The sequence below is a fragment of the Escherichia sp. WS1118 genome (genome assembly GCF_046487695.1).
In the GTDB taxonomy this organism is placed as follows: Bacteria; Pseudomonadota; Gammaproteobacteria; order Enterobacterales; family Enterobacteriaceae; genus Escherichia; species Escherichia coli.
Genome location: NZ_JBJQIZ010000005.1, coordinates 214121 through 229090, shown reverse-complemented (window position 1 = coordinate 229090; position 14970 = coordinate 214121). Strand labels below are relative to the sequence as shown.

At 53.4% G+C, this 14970-nt stretch carries 14 protein-coding genes; 5 read left to right on the top strand and 9 right to left on the bottom strand.

Annotation, left to right across the window (positions count from 1 at the left end; translation table 11 throughout):
- Positions 1-5 precede the first annotated feature (5 nt).
- The 9 genes from ynjE to xthA all read right to left on the bottom strand — a co-directional run bounded on the left by ynjE (position 6) and on the right by xthA (position 8351).
- Positions 6-1313 carry a thiosulfate sulfurtransferase YnjE gene (gene ynjE / locus ACJHYO_RS11385; protein ID WP_001296117.1) on the bottom strand — a complete coding sequence of 436 codons (1308 nt, stop codon included), beginning with the start codon at positions 1311-1313 and terminating at the stop codon, positions 6-8.
- A 66-nt stretch (positions 1314-1379) separates the two neighbouring features.
- Positions 1380-2033, bottom strand: coding sequence for an ATP-binding cassette domain-containing protein (locus ACJHYO_RS11380; RefSeq protein WP_001296116.1), 654 nt, complete (start codon positions 2031-2033; stop codon positions 1380-1382).
- A complete protein-coding gene (locus ACJHYO_RS11375) occupies positions 2033-3568 on the bottom strand; it encodes an ABC transporter permease (protein WP_085455368.1) in 1536 nt (511 codons plus the stop codon). The genes ACJHYO_RS11380 and ACJHYO_RS11375 overlap by 1 nt, the downstream gene beginning before the upstream one ends.
- Complete coding sequence (locus ACJHYO_RS11370; RefSeq protein ID WP_001215365.1) at positions 3541-4707, bottom strand: ABC transporter substrate-binding protein; 1167 nt, start codon at positions 4705-4707, stop codon at positions 3541-3543. The genes ACJHYO_RS11375 and ACJHYO_RS11370 overlap by 28 nt, the downstream gene beginning before the upstream one ends.
- 9 nt (positions 4708-4716) lie before the next feature.
- Positions 4717-5265 (bottom strand): carboxymuconolactone decarboxylase family protein, encoded by a 549-nt coding sequence (locus ACJHYO_RS11365; RefSeq protein WP_000524084.1) that lies wholly within the window; start codon positions 5263-5265, stop codon positions 4717-4719.
- Positions 5265-5972, bottom strand: coding sequence for a TVP38/TMEM64 family protein (locus ACJHYO_RS11360; RefSeq protein WP_000977153.1), 708 nt, complete (start codon positions 5970-5972; stop codon positions 5265-5267). Before ACJHYO_RS11360 ends, ACJHYO_RS11365 begins: the two co-directional genes overlap by 1 nt.
- Positions 5973-5985: 13 nt before the next feature.
- Complete coding sequence (ydjY, locus tag ACJHYO_RS11355) at positions 5986-6663, bottom strand: lipoprotein YdjY (RefSeq protein WP_000939207.1); 678 nt, start codon at positions 6661-6663, stop codon at positions 5986-5988.
- Between the two features lie 4 nt (positions 6664-6667).
- A complete protein-coding gene (locus tag ACJHYO_RS11350) occupies positions 6668-7378 on the bottom strand; it encodes a TVP38/TMEM64 family protein (protein ID WP_001304313.1) in 711 nt (236 codons plus the stop codon).
- Between the two features lie 166 nt (positions 7379-7544).
- Complete coding sequence (xthA, locus tag ACJHYO_RS11345) at positions 7545-8351, bottom strand: exodeoxyribonuclease III (RefSeq protein ID WP_000673927.1); 807 nt, start codon at positions 8349-8351, stop codon at positions 7545-7547.
- Positions 8352-8796: 445 nt separating this feature from the next.
- Between xthA and astC the strand changes: the two genes are divergently transcribed.
- From astC to astE, 5 genes are read left to right on the top strand one after another with little or no spacing between them, the layout of a single operon-like run.
- A complete protein-coding gene (gene astC / locus ACJHYO_RS11340; RefSeq protein WP_000081990.1) occupies positions 8797-10017 on the top strand; it encodes a succinylornithine/acetylornithine transaminase in 1221 nt (406 codons plus the stop codon).
- A complete protein-coding gene (astA, locus tag ACJHYO_RS11335; protein ID WP_000989436.1) occupies positions 10014-11048 on the top strand; it encodes an arginine N-succinyltransferase in 1035 nt (344 codons plus the stop codon). Before astC ends, astA begins: the two co-directional genes overlap by 4 nt.
- Positions 11045-12523: a succinylglutamate-semialdehyde dehydrogenase gene (gene astD, locus ACJHYO_RS11330; protein WP_000177317.1), complete on the top strand. Its 1479-nt coding sequence runs from the start codon at positions 11045-11047 to the stop codon at positions 12521-12523. Before astA ends, astD begins: the two co-directional genes overlap by 4 nt.
- Complete coding sequence (gene astB / locus ACJHYO_RS11325) at positions 12520-13863, top strand: N-succinylarginine dihydrolase (RefSeq protein WP_021520772.1); 1344 nt, start codon at positions 12520-12522, stop codon at positions 13861-13863. Before astD ends, astB begins: the two co-directional genes overlap by 4 nt.
- On the top strand, positions 13856-14824 hold the full coding sequence (astE, locus tag ACJHYO_RS11320; protein ID WP_000368498.1) for a succinylglutamate desuccinylase: 969 nt from the start codon (positions 13856-13858) through the stop codon (positions 14822-14824). The genes astB and astE overlap by 8 nt, the downstream gene beginning before the upstream one ends.
- The last annotated feature ends 146 nt before the right edge of the window (positions 14825-14970 follow it).

Sequence of the window (14970 nt, the reverse complement as noted above, 5' to 3'; positions counted from 1 at the left end):
CAATGTTATTTACTGCTGTCCGGGCCGCGTTCACCGGTTGCTACCGGATTTTTTGGATCGCTGCTCCATTCGTACCAGCCACCGTCGTAAACGGAGACGTTATTCCAGCCCATTGCGCGTGCGTACATAAAGGTTTCTGACGCGCGCCAGCCAGTGCCGCAGTAGAATGAAACTTGCTGATCTGGTTTGATATTCCATGCTTTCCACATAGCGGTTATATCATCGGCGCTGCGCATGGTGCCATCCGGGTTATGGAAATCTTCCATATGCGTCGAGTCGCTACCTGCGTGTCCCCAACGTGCTCCGGCTATTTCACCTTTTGGTTTAATATAGCTGTAACCGCTGGTCGTACCGATAAATTCTGGCCACGAACGAATGCTCACCAGCGATGCATCCTGGCGATGCAGCAGTCCACGCGCTTGTTCCATATCAAGCATCAGTTGCGGTTGTGCCGGGATCTTCACGCCGAAATCCGGTTCCGCTTTCACTTTCGGTGGCGTTCCGCGCTCAACGGGCAGACCCGCGTCGGACCAGGTTTGCCAGCCTCCGTCCAGCAGGCGCACATCTTTCACGCCGGCATAAAGCATAATTTGCGCCACACGCGCTGCAGCGTATACGTCACGCCCGTACAGAATGACCGTGGTGTCATGGCGAATGCCGTGTTTTGCCAGCATCGCTTTCAGTTGTTCATCAGAAACTTTGTTCCACAGCGGTTCGCTTTCCACTTCGTTGGTGTCGATGTAGTCAGCGCCGGGAATATGGCTGATAAGGTAAAATTTTGGAGCGCCCCAGGCCGCTTCAATGACTTTCCAGTCACCGGCAGGTTTCGCCGTAACCTCTTTACCTTGTTGCAGGTCATGCAGCCACTGCGGATATACCAGCTGTTCAAAGTGCGGCAGTTTTTGCAGACGGGAAGGTTCGCTTAGCGCGTCACTAAGGATGGAGATATGCGTAAAACCTGCTTTTTGCAGTCGCGTTTTGACGGCGTCGACATCTTTGTCATTACCGTACAGCGCCACCGGGGCATCGGCTTTCAGGTTATGTTGCTTGATCCACTCGTTGAGCTGTTCGGTACTCATTTTGTCGAGCCAGCTAGCAGAGAGGTTTAAGGCGGCAGGTTCATGACCGGAAGGGCCATTTAAGGTTTGTGGCCAGCCGTTATAAAACGCGCTGGGGCGAGTATCAATCGCTTTGCCATTTTGTTGTTGAAGCTGGTCAAGTGTAAGAGGCTTCGCCAGTTCAGCGGCCCACGAAGAAGCGCAAGCCAGCCCTAAAGCCATTGCCAGCGCGGTCATTTGAGAAACACGTTTCATCGAAAATCCCGACATTGTAGTTTTGAGAGCGCCATTCTGAACTGACGCATCGGGAAAAACTTTGCGTTATCGCAGTTTGTTGTAATTTTCTGACCACTGCGCCATATCCAGAACGGGGCTATCAGGAGGAACATCCTGAAGATCGTGCGTCACCTGCACAACAGGGATCGCCATGGCGCGAATTTCGCTGAACACCCAATGGCGAAAATTATCGCGCAGGGCCACATCAAGACGGCTGAATGGCTCATCCAGTAGCAACGCTTTTGGCTGAGCGAGAAGGGCGCGCAGCAGAGCAACGCGCGCTCGCTGACCGCCAGACAAAGTGGCAGGATCCTGATGGAACGCTCCGTCAAGGCCTGAACGCTCAAGTGCATCATTCACGGCATTACGTCGGGCATTCCCCTTAAGTGTCGCCGGTAGCGCCAGCAGTAAATTTTGCCCGACGCTGAACTGGTCAAATAACAGTGCATCCTGAAAAAGAATGCCAATCTGACGCTGTGCGGTGGGTAGCATGTCAATCCGTTGCTCATTAAGCCATAGCTCCCCTGTACAAGAAAACTGTCCGGCCAGCGCACCAATCATCCACGAAAACAGAGTGGATTTCCCGCAGCCGGATGGTCCCATTAACGTGACAATGTCACCTTTATCTACTGTAAAGTTAACGTTTGTCAGCAAGCGGCTTTCTGGTAAACGTAGCGAAACATTTTTCACGCAGAGCATTAGCGGAGTCCTTGTCTGACATAACCTACCCATTTTGCGACTAACGCGGTCAGGGCAAAAATAATAAGCGGTAACAGCAGTTGCCATAAAGCCTGGGCGGCGAGAATACCGTTGCTGCCGCCGCTGCTTAATGCCACCGCTTCAGTGGTGAGCGTCGGAAAACGCCCCGCGCCCAGCCACAGCGTCGGCATATACTGCGCAATACTGACTGAAAATCCCACCGCGAAGGCAATCAGCGCAGGGCGCAACATGAGTGGGCATTTTACGTAAAAGAAGATTTTGGCCCGCGACCAGCCCAGTGTTTGCGCAATCAAAATTAACCGTGAATCAATGCGCTGCCAGGCGGGTTGCAGGATAAACAGCATCCACGGCATTACCCATAGCAGATGCCCCCAGACCACCGCCGTCCAGCTTCCATCCAGGTTCAGCCATAGCGCCAGCGTGTACTGGCCCGCCACCAGCGGCAGAGCGGGTAATAAAATGGGCAACCATAGCCACAACTGGCGACGCTGTGGCCCCCATTCCAGCCACAGCAGTAACAGGAGCAAAGCGATGAATGCCGCCACCAGCCCCATTGTCAGGCTGTTGATGAGCGCTTCACTATTGATCGTCGACTGATCCGCGAGGATCGCCAGCAGAACCACACACAGCACACCGGTTAAGGGTAAAAAACTCGCCAGCGTATTGCCTGGCAATAAAGGCGTGGCAGGCTTACGAACGCCATCTACGCGGGGAATAGTACGCCGCCAGCCACGCCATAGCAGATAGCCCAGCAAAACGTAGGCGGCGAGTAACAGCATCAGCAGCAGGCTGGCGAGTGCACCTTTCGTTTGTTGATCGGCGTCGCCCTGAGTTAACCACTGCCAGCTAATTACCGCCAGCGTCGGGGGATTACCTGGCCCAAGAATAATCGCCACATCCACGACCGACAGCGACCAGGCGACAATCGCCAGCATCGCCATTGCCAGCGCAGACACGACGGAGGGCAACAGCAGCCAGTTCAGGCATTGCCAGCGGCTGTAGCCCAGCGAATCCAGCACAATGAGTTGCTGCAACAGCCGTTTTTCGCTCAATACTGCCGCTAAGATCCACAGCAGAAATGCGCTTTCTTTCACCGCCAGGGTGAGGCCCAGCCCAATACCCAATTTGTCCATTGGCGGAGTGAAATACGGGAAATAGTCATAAAGCAGCCCTCCGTCAGCAAAGAGCAGAAGGGCGCTGGTGGCAAAAGCCACATGGGGAATGGCGAGCAGCCACGGCAGACGGGCGCACATACGCTGCCATTTCGGCCCTGGCCACAGCGCCACAATCACCAGCAGGGCAATCAACAACGCCCCGACCGCCGCAATGGTTGTCGACACCAGCGTCGCCAGTAATGCCTGCGGTAACTGTGGATCGGCAAATAACGCCTGCCAGTGCGTCAACGACAAAGCAGGCGATATCAGCGTGAGAGCTGCCGGGATCAGCGGTGCATAAATCACCGCTATCATCGCCCACAGCAAAAAGATTAATGCGTACCGTAACGGTGTAGCCATTCTTGTTCCAGCGCATTTACCCAACCTGCGTGCGGTTCAGCCAGTACCGGCGGCAGATCCTGCGGCATTCTCGATTGCAATGTTTCGCGCTGCCCGTCAGGCAGTTTTTGCGGATCGAGAACAGAAGGATCGCCCCAGACAGCGGGATCTGCTTTACGCAGTTGCGCATCGGGTGAGAGCAGGAAATTGGCAACTACCTTCGCCGCAGCACTGGCATTCGCGTTGGCAGGAATGGTGACGAAATGGACGTTGCCAATCATCCCCTCGCGAAAACCAAAACTGTAACTGCTTGCAGGCAAATCGCCGCTGGCGATTTTTTGCTGCGCATGTGCAGGGTTAAAGGTCAGCGACAGGCGCAATGTGTTAGCTTTCAGCAGAGCATCCATCCGCGCGGGCGAAGGCGGGAAATCCTTTCCTTCGCGCCATAAATACGGATGCAGTGCATCAAGATATTGCCACAAGGGCGCAGTGACGCGGGCGAAAGTCGCATCGTCCGGCGCTTCTTTTAATGCTGTGGGATCTGGCGTTAGCATAATCAGCAACTGTTCAAGAAACGCCGTGCCGGTAAAGTCCGGTGGGCGCGGATAGGTAACCGTGCCGGGATTGGCTTTAGCAAACTCCAGTAAGGCTTGCGGCGTTTGTGGTGGCTGTAGCGTAACATCGCGGCGGGCGATAAACGTCAGTTGTGCGCCGCCCCAGGGCGATTCAGCCCCTTCTGTAGGCACTGAAAAATCTTCCCGCACCGGAAGCTGTGTGTCGACATAGCGCCAGTTGGGCAGAGTCTCCGCCCAGCCCGTTTGTAATAAATTGGCCTCTTTTAAGGTGCGGAAGTTTTCGCCGTTCACCCAGAGCAGATCCACCGAACCGCCCGTTTTACGTCCGGCAGCAACTTCGGTCTGAATGCGTTTCACCGCGTCTGCGGCATCCGCGAGACGAACAATCTTCAGGTTTATAGCGTAATGGGTTTTCATCTCGCCGCTAACCCAGTCGAGATAGCGGTTAATTGCGGTATCGCCGCCCCAGGCGTTAAACCAGACGGTTTGTCCTTTGGCCTCATTTTTTATTTCCTGCCAGTCACTGGCATGTGTTGCCAAAGAAAACAGCGATAACAATCCCAGCAACCACCCACAATGGCGCATCTTCTCTCCTTAAGAACGTTTTTCAGGAATACGGCACAGCCCCTGAGCGGGAATGTCCATGGCAGAATTAAAACGGGCTGACAGATTTTGCAGGCCTATCAATGCCGTCAGTTCGGTGAGCGCCTGAGCGTCAAAATGCGTAGCCAGTCGGGTACGCAGGGCATCATCGACCGTTGGCGGCGTTACGCTTGCGGCTTCGGCGTACTCCAGCGCCAGCCGTTCTTCATCGCTAAAGAGCGGGCTTTGCCGCCAGTCAGCCACTGCCAGCAGTTTATCGGTGCTGCCAGTGCGCTCGGCGACTTTCATACTGGTGATATCCACGCAAAACTCACACAGACACATTTGCGCAATGCGCGCGCTGACAAGCGATCGCACTACTGGATCCAGCGGTGAGCGTTTGCGCTCCAGCCAGCCGACAAACATCGACACCAGATAAAAGATAAACGGGATCCGCCCCCACCAGCGAATCGGGCTTAGCACCTCGCCGTAATGGCGACGATGCAGCCACGCCTGCGGACGTAAAATGAAAGGAATTTTGCTAAGCGGCGGTAAACCCATCAGGCATTCCTCTTCTGGCGCTCAAGCCATATTTTCTTCGCCATAAAAATCACCACGGTCAGGGCAAACAGAATAAACAGTCCGGTGACAAACCAGAAAGTACCGCCTGTTAACATGCTGCCCGCCCAGGAATAAACAATAGTTGCCGGTAATTGACCAAGCCCGGTGGCGATAAAAAACGAGCGAAAACGTATTGAAGTCAAACCGGCAGCATAGCTGATTGGATCGAAAGGGACAAAAGGCAATAACCGACATACCAGGATGGTGTGTTTGCCGTAGCGAGTGAAAAAGCCGTCCATACTGTCAAGTACGGTTTTGCCGGTTAATTTTTCCACCACTTCGCGGCCCATCACTCTGGCGATAAAAAAGCACAGCGCCGCGCCGGCCATCGAACTGGTCCACGACAGCAAGCCGCCCCAGAACGCGCCAAACAGCGACGCATTGGCAAAGGTGATCAAAAACGCAGGTAGCGGTGCAGCAATGGCCTGCAAAATCATCAACAAGAACGAGACAACTGCCGCCAGTGCGCCGTAAGACTGAATAAAGCGTTCTATACCCTGTTGGTCCACGGCGGCAAACGCCGCAACGCTGCGATTAATAAACTCATGGACGCCGGGAAGCAGCGCCCATGCCAGCAGCACAGCGAACAACAGGATGATGAGGGTTATACGGTAGTACCAGATTTTACGCGATTGCATCTTCATCATCCGTTATCCTGCTTTATTCGGTGATTTTAAAGGTAACCGTTGCCAGCGTGTTATCCGCCGGGAGAACTGAGGCATTGCCTTTGAATTTCACTTCGCCGCGTTTTTCCACCGCACCATAAGTGTATGTTGCATTGCTGACGATGCCGACCGGGCAGCTATCCAGACACACCAGGCAACCCGTTTTCTTCTCTTCTGCTGCCGTTAAATTACCGCCAAAGCGCATGTCCAGTTTCTTGCCATTACTGTCAACAATCACTTCATCGAAGGAATACGCTTTTGCCGCCCCTTGCCAGTTGACCGAAATATCCAGTTTGCTGCCTGTGACATGAGTCGTTTCTTTATTATCCATCGTCATGTTTTCGCCCGGCGTACCACCTGCCTCTTTCAGGGCTTCATAAAATGCTTTCGGGGTCGCATAACCCATAAACAGCGATTTATGTCCGTTGGAGCCATCTTTAAACACAATACCGTGACGAGTGTCGTCGGTGAGGAAACGACCATTAATTTGCACCAGCATGGTTACCGTATGGTTATTGGCATCGACACGCAGCGGTTGGCTGTTCGAAAGTCCGTCGTATTCCACTTTTGCAGCCGCATTCTCTTTTTGATCGCAGCCGCTAAGCCCAGCAACAGCCAGTAAGCAGAGTGCAGCCAGTCCTTTTTTCCATGACACTGAATAATGTTGCAACATCGTTCTATCCTTCATTTTTTGGGTGAGAAAGTGGGCTGCGGCGAGAAGCAGACAGATCCACATGTTTGTGTCGGGCGTAGAGTTTTGCGAGCTGGACGAGAATAAACAGCGCCAGGCCCGCCAGACAGAGTTGTAAAATAAAGCGCAGCGTAATGCCTTCATTGGCGAGATCGCTTGCCATCACGGTATAAATAACAATACCGGGCAGGGTCGTGAGTGCTGAAATAAGGGTATAAGGCCAGAAGGCGATTGTGGTTAATCCGTAAGCGTAATTTTGAATATTGTAAGGAAACAACGGGATTAAGCGGGTCAGAATAAGAAAATCAATACCGTTACGCGCAATGCCTTTTTCAATGGCCTGAAAGGTATGGCTATGACCAACGTATTTCAGCAGTAAATCACGTCCCAGCCAGCGCGCCAGCAGGAATGAGCACGAGGAGGCCAGCGTGGCGGCAATTAATGATAGTAGTGTCCCTAAGAGCGGGCCAAAAACTATTCCTCCCGCGATCACCAGTATGCTTCCTGGTAACAGAAAGAGGGTGGCAATGATGAATAACAGAATATAGAGGCTATAGCCGAACAATCCGCTCTGGCGAATGAGTGTCTGTAAGTGGGGTAAATCGGTGAGCAGATCGAATAAACCGAAAGCGTGGATAGCGTAAATGACCAGCGCAAAAATAAGACAGGCTAAAAGAAATTTACGCTCAGCGTTCATCGTGGAGTTTCCTATATCAAACTTGATAATAGAGAAGTGGTCAGACAACTAAAAACGCAGTGACGGTATAACAAAGGACGGCAGGCAACAAATCATTACTGACAGTTTGTTGATTTTTCTCAAGGTTAATTCTCCTGACCCAGTTTGAGCCAGGAGATCAGCTAAATTAGCGGCGGAAGGTCGCCCAGACGGGGGCGTGATCGGACGGTTTTTCCATGCTGCGAATTTCATAGTCGATGCCGGTTTCTACGCAACATTCTGCCAGCGGTTGGCTGGCGAGCAGCAGGTCGATGCGCAGACCGCGATTATCGTCAAAACCTTTTGAGCGGTAATCAAACCATGAGAAACGATCTGCTGTTTGCGGATTCGCATGGCGGAAGGTATCGACCAACCCCCAGCTCATCAGCCTCTCCATCCATTCGCGTTCCTCCGGAAGGAAAGAACATTTTCCGGTACGCAGCCAGCGCTTACGGTTCTCTTCGCCAATGCCAATATCCAGGTCGCCAGGACTGATATTCATATCGCCCATAATCAGCACCGGATTTTCACGCTTGAGTTCGGTTTCCAGGTAGTTTTGCAGATTCTGATAAAACTGCGCCTTTGCCGGGAATTTTATCGGATGGTCGCGGCTTTCACCCTGCGGGAAGTAACCGTTGATCACGGTGACATTGCCCAGCGGCGAGGGGATTTCCGCCATAATAATCCGCCGTTGCGCTTCTTCGTCGTCACCAGGAAAGCCGCGACGCACGGCAATCGGCGTCTCTTTGGTCAGCAGCGCCACGCCATAATGGCCTTTCTGCCCGTGATAAAACACGTTGTAGCCGAGCTTCGCCACCTCTTCGAGCGGAAACATATCGTCATGAACTTTTGTCTCCTGCAGGCCAATCACATCCGGTTGGTGCTTTTCGACGATGGCTTCAAGCTGGTGAGGTCTGGCGCGCAGGCCGTTGATATTAAAAGAGACAAATTTCATAGTCGCTGCCATTTATTCAGATAAAGAGTGCGTGGATGGTAGCAGAATTTCGCTTTGCTTACCGCCTGTTGTTAAGTGATTTGATCGATGGTTGTTAATGATGTCAACGATGGCGCAAAAAATGCCCGCTTTTGGTGCGCGTTGCGTCAGAATGGCGCAGTAATTTCCAGTAAATTTCGTCAATGATCACAATTCCAGAATTATATTTTACTTCTGCATAACATTGCGTTTTTTATTCTTTTTATTCACCCACATCGCAAACGTATTCACTTTATATGCACTTTAAATGCATATGATGTGGTTATAACTGCTTGATTTCCAGTTAGCCTCCGCCGTTTATGCACTTTTATCACTGGCTGGCACGAACCCTGCAATCTACATTTACAGCGCAAACATTACTTATTATTAACATATAAATAACCAATTATTTACTGTAGAGGTCGCTATGTCTCAGCCAATTACGCGTGAAAACTTTGATGAATGGATGATACCTGTTTACGCTCCGGCACCGTTTATACCGGTACGTGGCGAAGGTTCACGCTTGTGGGATCAGCAGGGGAAAGAGTATATCGACTTCGCGGGTGGCATTGCGGTGAACGCGCTGGGCCATGCGCATCCGGAACTGCGTGAGGCGCTGAACGAACAGGCGAGTAAGTTCTGGCATACCGGCAACGGTTACACCAACGAGCCGGTACTGCGACTGGCGAAAAAATTGATCGACGCCACGTTTGCCGATCGCGTCTTCTTTTGTAACTCCGGTGCGGAAGCCAACGAAGCGGCACTAAAACTGGCGCGTAAATTCGCTCACGACCGCTACGGCAGCCATAAGAGCGGCATCGTGGCGTTCAAAAATGCGTTTCATGGTCGCACGCTGTTTACTGTCAGTGCGGGTGGGCAGCCAGCCTATTCACAGGATTTTGCGCCACTGCCGCCGGATATTCGTCATGCTGCATATAACGATATTAACTCTGCCAGTGCGCTGATTGACGACGCCACCTGTGCGGTGATTGTCGAACCCATCCAGGGGGAAGGCGGTGTGGTGCCAGCCAGCAACGCATTTTTACAAGGTCTGCGTGAATTGTGTGACCGCCACAATGCGTTGCTGATCTTTGATGAAGTACAAACCGGTGTCGGGCGCACCGGGGAACTGTATGCCTGTATGCACTACGGCGTGACGCCTGATCTGTTAACTACCGCCAAAGCGCTGGGCGGCGGTTTCCCGGTTGGTGCGTTGTTGGCAACCGAAGAGTGCGCCAGCGTGATGACCGTTGGCACTCACGGCACCACCTATGGCGGCAATCCGCTGGCCTCGGCGGTGGCAGGCAAAGTGCTGGATCTCATCAACACGCCAGAGATGCTTAACGGGGTTAAACAGCGTCACGACTGGTTTGTTGAGCGTCTAAATTCCATTAATCACCACTACAGTTTGTTCAGTGAAGTTCGCGGCTTAGGTCTTTTGATTGGCTGTGTACTGAATGCCGATTACGCCGGGCAAGCGAAACAGATCTCTCAGGAAGCGGTGAAAGCAGGCGTGATGGTGCTGATTGCGGGTGGCAACGTGGTGCGCTTTGCGCCTGCGCTCAATGTCAGCGAAGAAGAGGTGACGACCGGACTGGATCGCTTTGCAGCTGCTTGCGAACACTTTGTTAGCCGAGGTTCATCATGATGGTCATTCGTCCCGTTGAGCGCTCAGATGTCTCGGCGCTGATGCAGCTTGCCAGCAAAACGGGCGGCGGCCTGACGTCGCTTCCCGCCAATGAAGCCACGCTTTCGGTGCGTATTGAAAGGGCAATCAAAACCTGGCAAGGCGAACTGCCCAAAAGTGAGCAGGGTTATGTGTTTGTACTGGAAGATAGTGAGACAGGCACTGTGGCGGGGATTTGCGCCATTGAGGTGGCGGTTGGGCTGAACGATCCTTGGTACAACTATCGTGTCGGCACGCTGGTTCACGCTTCGAAAGAGCTGAATGTCTATAACGCATTGCCGACGCTGTTTCTCAGTAACGATCACACCGGCAGCAGCGAGCTGTGCACGCTGTTTCTCGACCCGGAGTGGCGCAAAGAGGGCAACGGCTATTTGCTGTCGAAATCGCGCTTTATGTTTATGGCGGCTTTTCGCGACAAGTTTAATGACAAAGTGGTCGCCGAAATGCGCGGGGTGATTGACGAACACGGCTATTCACCGTTCTGGCAAAGCCTCGGTAAACGCTTCTTTTCGATGGATTTTAGCCGCGCTGATTTTCTCTGCGGCACCGGGCAAAAGGCATTTATTGCAGAACTGATGCCGAAACATCCGATCTATACCCACTTTTTATCCCAGGAAGCCCAGGACGTCATCGGTCAGGTACATCCGCAAACCGCGCCTGCCCGTGCGGTGCTGGAGAAAGAAGGTTTTCGCTACCGTAACTATATCGACATCTTTGACGGCGGGCCGACACTTGAATGTGATATCGACCGCGTGCGCGCCATCCGTAAAAGTCGGCTGGTGGAAGTGGCCGAAGGGCAGCCTGCGCAGGGCGATTTTCCGGCCTGCCTGGTCGCCAATGAAAATTATCACCATTTCCGCGTGGTGCTGGTGCGTACCGATCCAGCGACCGAGCGTTTGATTTTAACCGCCGCACAACTGGATGCCCTCAAATGCCACGCAGGGGATCGCGTTCGTCTGGTGCGCCTGTGCGCAGAGGAGAAAACAGCATGACTTTATGGATCAACGGTGACTGGGTAACGGGCCAGGGCGCATTGCGTGTGAAGCGTAATCCGGTATCGGGCGAGGTGTTATGGCAGGGCAATGATGCCGATGCCGCTCAGGTCGGGCAGGCTTGTCGGGCTGCCCGTGCGGCGTTTCCGCGCTGGGCTCGGCTCTCATTTGGCGATCGTCAGGTAAGAGTTGAACGCTTTGCCGGATTGCTGGAAAGCAATAAAGCCGAATTAACCGCGATTATTGCCAGAGAAACCGGCAAGCCGCGCTGGGAAGCGGCAACCGAAGTGACGGCGATGATCAATAAAATCGCGATATCAATTAAGGCGTATCACGTTCGTACCGGTGAGCAGCGTAGCGAAATGCCGGACGGCGCGGCGAGCCTGCGACATCGCCCGCACGGCGTGCTGGCGGTGTTTGGGCCGTATAATTTCCCTGGTCATTTGCCGAACGGACATATCGTTCCGGCATTGCTGGCAGGTAACACCATTATCTTTAAACCCAGCGAACTGACACCGTGGAGTGGCGACGCGGTAATGCGTTTATGGCAGCAGGCTGGCTTGCCGCCGGGCGTGCTGAACCTGGTGCAGGGCGGGCGTGCAACGGGTCAGGCGCTGAGTGCGCTGGAGGATCTCGACGGCTTGCTGTTTACCGGCAGCGCCAATACCGGCTACCAGCTGCATCGCCAGCTTTCCGGTCAGCCGGAGAAAATTCTCGCCCTTGAGATGGGCGGTAATAACCCGCTAATTATCGATGAGGTGGCGGATATCGATGCCGCTGTCCATCTGACCATTCAGTCGGCGTTTGTCACTGCCGGGCAACGCTGCACCTGCGCCCGCCGTTTATTTCTGAAAAGTGGAACGCAGGGCGATGCATTTCTTGCTCGCCTGGTTGCCGTCAGCCAGCGGTTAACGCCGGGCACTTGGGATGACGAACCGCAGCCATTTATTGGTGGGCTGATTTCTGAGCAGGCCGCACAGCAGGTGGTTACTGCCTGGCAGGAACTGGAGGCGATGGGCGGACGGACCCTGCTTGCGCCGCGCTTATTACAAGCAGGGACATCGTTGCTGACGCCGGGGATCATTGAAATGACAGGCGTTACTGGCTTGCCGGATGAAGAAGTGTTCGGACCGTTATTGCGCGTCTGGCGTTATGATACTTTCGATGAAGCGATTCGAATGGCGAATAACACTCGCTTTGGCCTCTCTTGCGGTCTGGTTTCCCCCGAGCGGGAAAAATTCGATCAACTGTTGCTGGAGGCGCGGGCGGGGATTGTTAACTGGAACAAACCGCTTACCGGCGCTGCCAGTACCGCGCCATTCGGCGGCATTGGCGCTTCCGGTAACCATCGCCCCAGCGCCTGGTATGCCGCAGATTATTGTGCCTGGCCGATGGCGAGCCTGGAGTCGGACTCGTTAACATTGCCCGCCACGCTTAACCCTGGGCTGGATTTTTCCGATGAGGTGGTGCGATGAACGCCTGGGAAGTCAATTTCGACGGGCTGGTAGGGCTGACGCATCATTACGCGGGCCTGTCGTTTGGTAATGAAGCCTCTACCCGTCATTGTTTTCAGGTCTCTAACCCGCGACTGGCGGCGAAACAGGGCTTACTGAAAATGAAAACCCTTGCCGATGCGGGATTCCCCCAGGCCGTGATCCCGCCGCACGAGCGTCCGTTTATACCGGTTTTACGTCAGTTGGGATTCAGTGGTAGCGATGAACAAGTGCTGGAAAAGGTTGCCCGCCAGGCACCGCACTGGCTTTCCAGCGTCAGCTCCGCTTCGCCAATGTGGGTAGCCAATGCGGCAACGATCGCGCCATCTGCCGATACGCTGGATGGCAAAGTGCATCTCACCGTTGCCAACCTGAACAATAAATTTCACCGTTCGCTGGAAGCCCCCGTCACCGAATCGTTGTTAAAAGCGATTTTTAACGACGAAGAGAAATTTAGTGTCCATTCGGCGTTGCCGCAGGTAGCCTTGCTCGGTGATGAGGGAGCGGCAAACCACAATCGTCTCGGCGGTCATTACGGTGAACCGGGTATTCAACTTTTTGTCTACGGGCGAGAAGAGGGCAATGATACCCGGCCTTCCCGTTATCCGGCGCGGCAGACTCGCGAAGCCAGCGAGGCGGTGGCAAGGTTGAATCAGGTGAATCCCCAACAGGTGATTTTCGCCCAGCAAAACCCGGACGTTATCGACCAGGGCGTTTTTCATAATGACGTGATTGCCGTGAGTAACCGCCAGGTGCTGTTTTGCCATCAACAGGCGTTCGCTCGCCAGTCACAGTTACTGGCAAACCTGCGTTCGCGGGTCAATGGTTTTATGGCGATAGAAGTTCCGGCGGCACAGGTTTCCGTGTCGGATGCGGTGTCTACGTATCTGTTTAACAGCCAGTTACTGAGCCGCGATGATGGTTCCATGATGTTGGTGCTGCCTCAGGAATGTCGGGAACATGCTGGAGTATGGCGTTATCTCAATGAATTGCTTGCTGCCGATAACCCAATAAGCTCACTAAAAGTTTTTGATTTACGTGAAAGCATGGCGAATGGCGGTGGCCCGGCGTGCCTGCGGTTGCGCGTGGTGTTGACAGAAGAAGAACGCCGGGCGGTGAATCCGGCGGTGATGATGAACGATACGCTGTTTAATGCGCTCAATGACTGGGTGGATCGTTACTACCGCGATCGTCTTACTGCGGCGGATCTTGCCGATCCACAATTGCTGCGCGAAGGAAGGGAAGCGCTGGATACACTGACTCAATTATTGGATCTTGGTTCGGTTTATCCATTCCAGCGCGAGGGAGGGGGCAATGGATAATTTTCTTGCTCTAACCTTAACGGGTAAAAAACCGGTTATCACCGAGCGAGAAATCAACGGCGTTCGCTGGCGCTGGCTGGGCGATGGTGTGCTGGAACTGACGCCATTAACGCCACCGCAAGGCGCGCTGGTGATTTCAGCGGGGATCCACGGTAATGAGACGGCTCCTGTGGAAATGCTGGACGCGTTGCTTGGCGCGATATCTCACGGTGAGATCCCGTTACGTTGGCGGTTACTGGTGATCCTCGGGAATCCTCCTGCGCTGAAGCAAGGGAAACGTTATTGCCATAGCGATATGAATCGAATGTTTGGCGGTCGTTGGCAACTGTTTGCTGAAAGCGGGGAAACCTGTCGGGCGCGCGAACTGGAGCAGTGCCTGGAAGATTTTTATGACCAGGGCAAAGAATCTGTGCGCTGGCACCTTGATCTACATACCGCAATTCGTGGCTCCTTGCATCCGCAGTTCGGTGTATTACCGCAACGCGACATTCCCTGGGACGAGAAATTTCTGACGTGGCTGGGTGCGGCGGGGCTGGAGGCGCTGGTGTTCCATCAGGACCCTGGTGGTACGTTTACCCATTTCAGCGCCAGACATTTTGGCGCGCTGGCCTGTACGCTGGAACTTGGCAAAGCGTTGCCCTTTGGGCAAAACGATCTTCGCCAGTTTGCAGTAACTGCCAGCGCAATTGCTGCGCTGCTATCTGGTGAGAGTGTCGGTATCGTGAGAACACCGCCGCTCCGTTATCGGGTGGTTTCGCAAATTACTCGCCACTCGCCGTCCTTCGAAATGCATATGGCAAATGACACGCTGAATTTTATGCCGTTTGAGAAAGGAACATTGCTGGCGCAGGACGGGGAGGAACGTTTTACCGTAACCCATGATGTAGAGTATGTGTTATTCCCTAATCCGTTGGTAGCGTTGGGATTACGTGCGGGATTAATGCTCGAAAAAATAAGCTAATACTTACCCGCAGAAATCATTCTGCGGGTATTAAGTTGCTTTCTTATAAATTAATACAGATTAATCCTGGTTATTTGCTTTATTTATCACCAGTCATCCGGTATAGTTCTTCATAATCTCTGCAAAATCATCGTGTTGTAATATTC

Excerpts from the sequence above, each read along its gene's own strand:
- ynjE (WP_001296117.1), bottom strand. The coding sequence starts at position 1,313 with ATGAAACGTGTTTCTCAAATGACCGCGCTGGCAATGGCTTTAGGGCTG.
- ACJHYO_RS11380 (WP_001296116.1), bottom strand. The coding sequence starts at position 2,033 with ATGCTCTGCGTGAAAAATGTTTCGCTACGTTTACCAGAAAGCCGCTTG.
- ACJHYO_RS11375 (WP_085455368.1), bottom strand. The coding sequence starts at position 3,568 with ATGGCTACACCGTTACGGTACGCATTAATCTTTTTGCTGTGGGCGATG.
- ACJHYO_RS11370 (WP_001215365.1), bottom strand. The coding sequence starts at position 4,707 with ATGCGCCATTGTGGGTGGTTGCTGGGATTGTTATCGCTGTTTTCTTTG.
- ACJHYO_RS11365 (WP_000524084.1), bottom strand. The coding sequence starts at position 5,265 with ATGGGTTTACCGCCGCTTAGCAAAATTCCTTTCATTTTACGTCCGCAG.
- ACJHYO_RS11360 (WP_000977153.1), bottom strand. The coding sequence starts at position 5,972 with ATGATGAAGATGCAATCGCGTAAAATCTGGTACTACCGTATAACCCTC.
- ydjY (WP_000939207.1), bottom strand. The coding sequence starts at position 6,663 with ATGTTGCAACATTATTCAGTGTCATGGAAAAAAGGACTGGCTGCACTC.
- ACJHYO_RS11350 (WP_001304313.1), bottom strand. The coding sequence starts at position 7,378 with ATGAACGCTGAGCGTAAATTTCTTTTAGCCTGTCTTATTTTTGCGCTG.
- xthA (WP_000673927.1), bottom strand. The coding sequence starts at position 8,351 with ATGAAATTTGTCTCTTTTAATATCAACGGCCTGCGCGCCAGACCTCAC.
- astC (WP_000081990.1), top strand. The coding sequence starts at position 8,797 with ATGTCTCAGCCAATTACGCGTGAAAACTTTGATGAATGGATGATACCT.
- astA (WP_000989436.1), top strand. The coding sequence starts at position 10,014 with ATGATGGTCATTCGTCCCGTTGAGCGCTCAGATGTCTCGGCGCTGATG.
- astD (WP_000177317.1), top strand. The coding sequence starts at position 11,045 with ATGACTTTATGGATCAACGGTGACTGGGTAACGGGCCAGGGCGCATTG.
- astB (WP_021520772.1), top strand. The coding sequence starts at position 12,520 with ATGAACGCCTGGGAAGTCAATTTCGACGGGCTGGTAGGGCTGACGCAT.
- astE (WP_000368498.1), top strand. The coding sequence starts at position 13,856 with ATGGATAATTTTCTTGCTCTAACCTTAACGGGTAAAAAACCGGTTATC.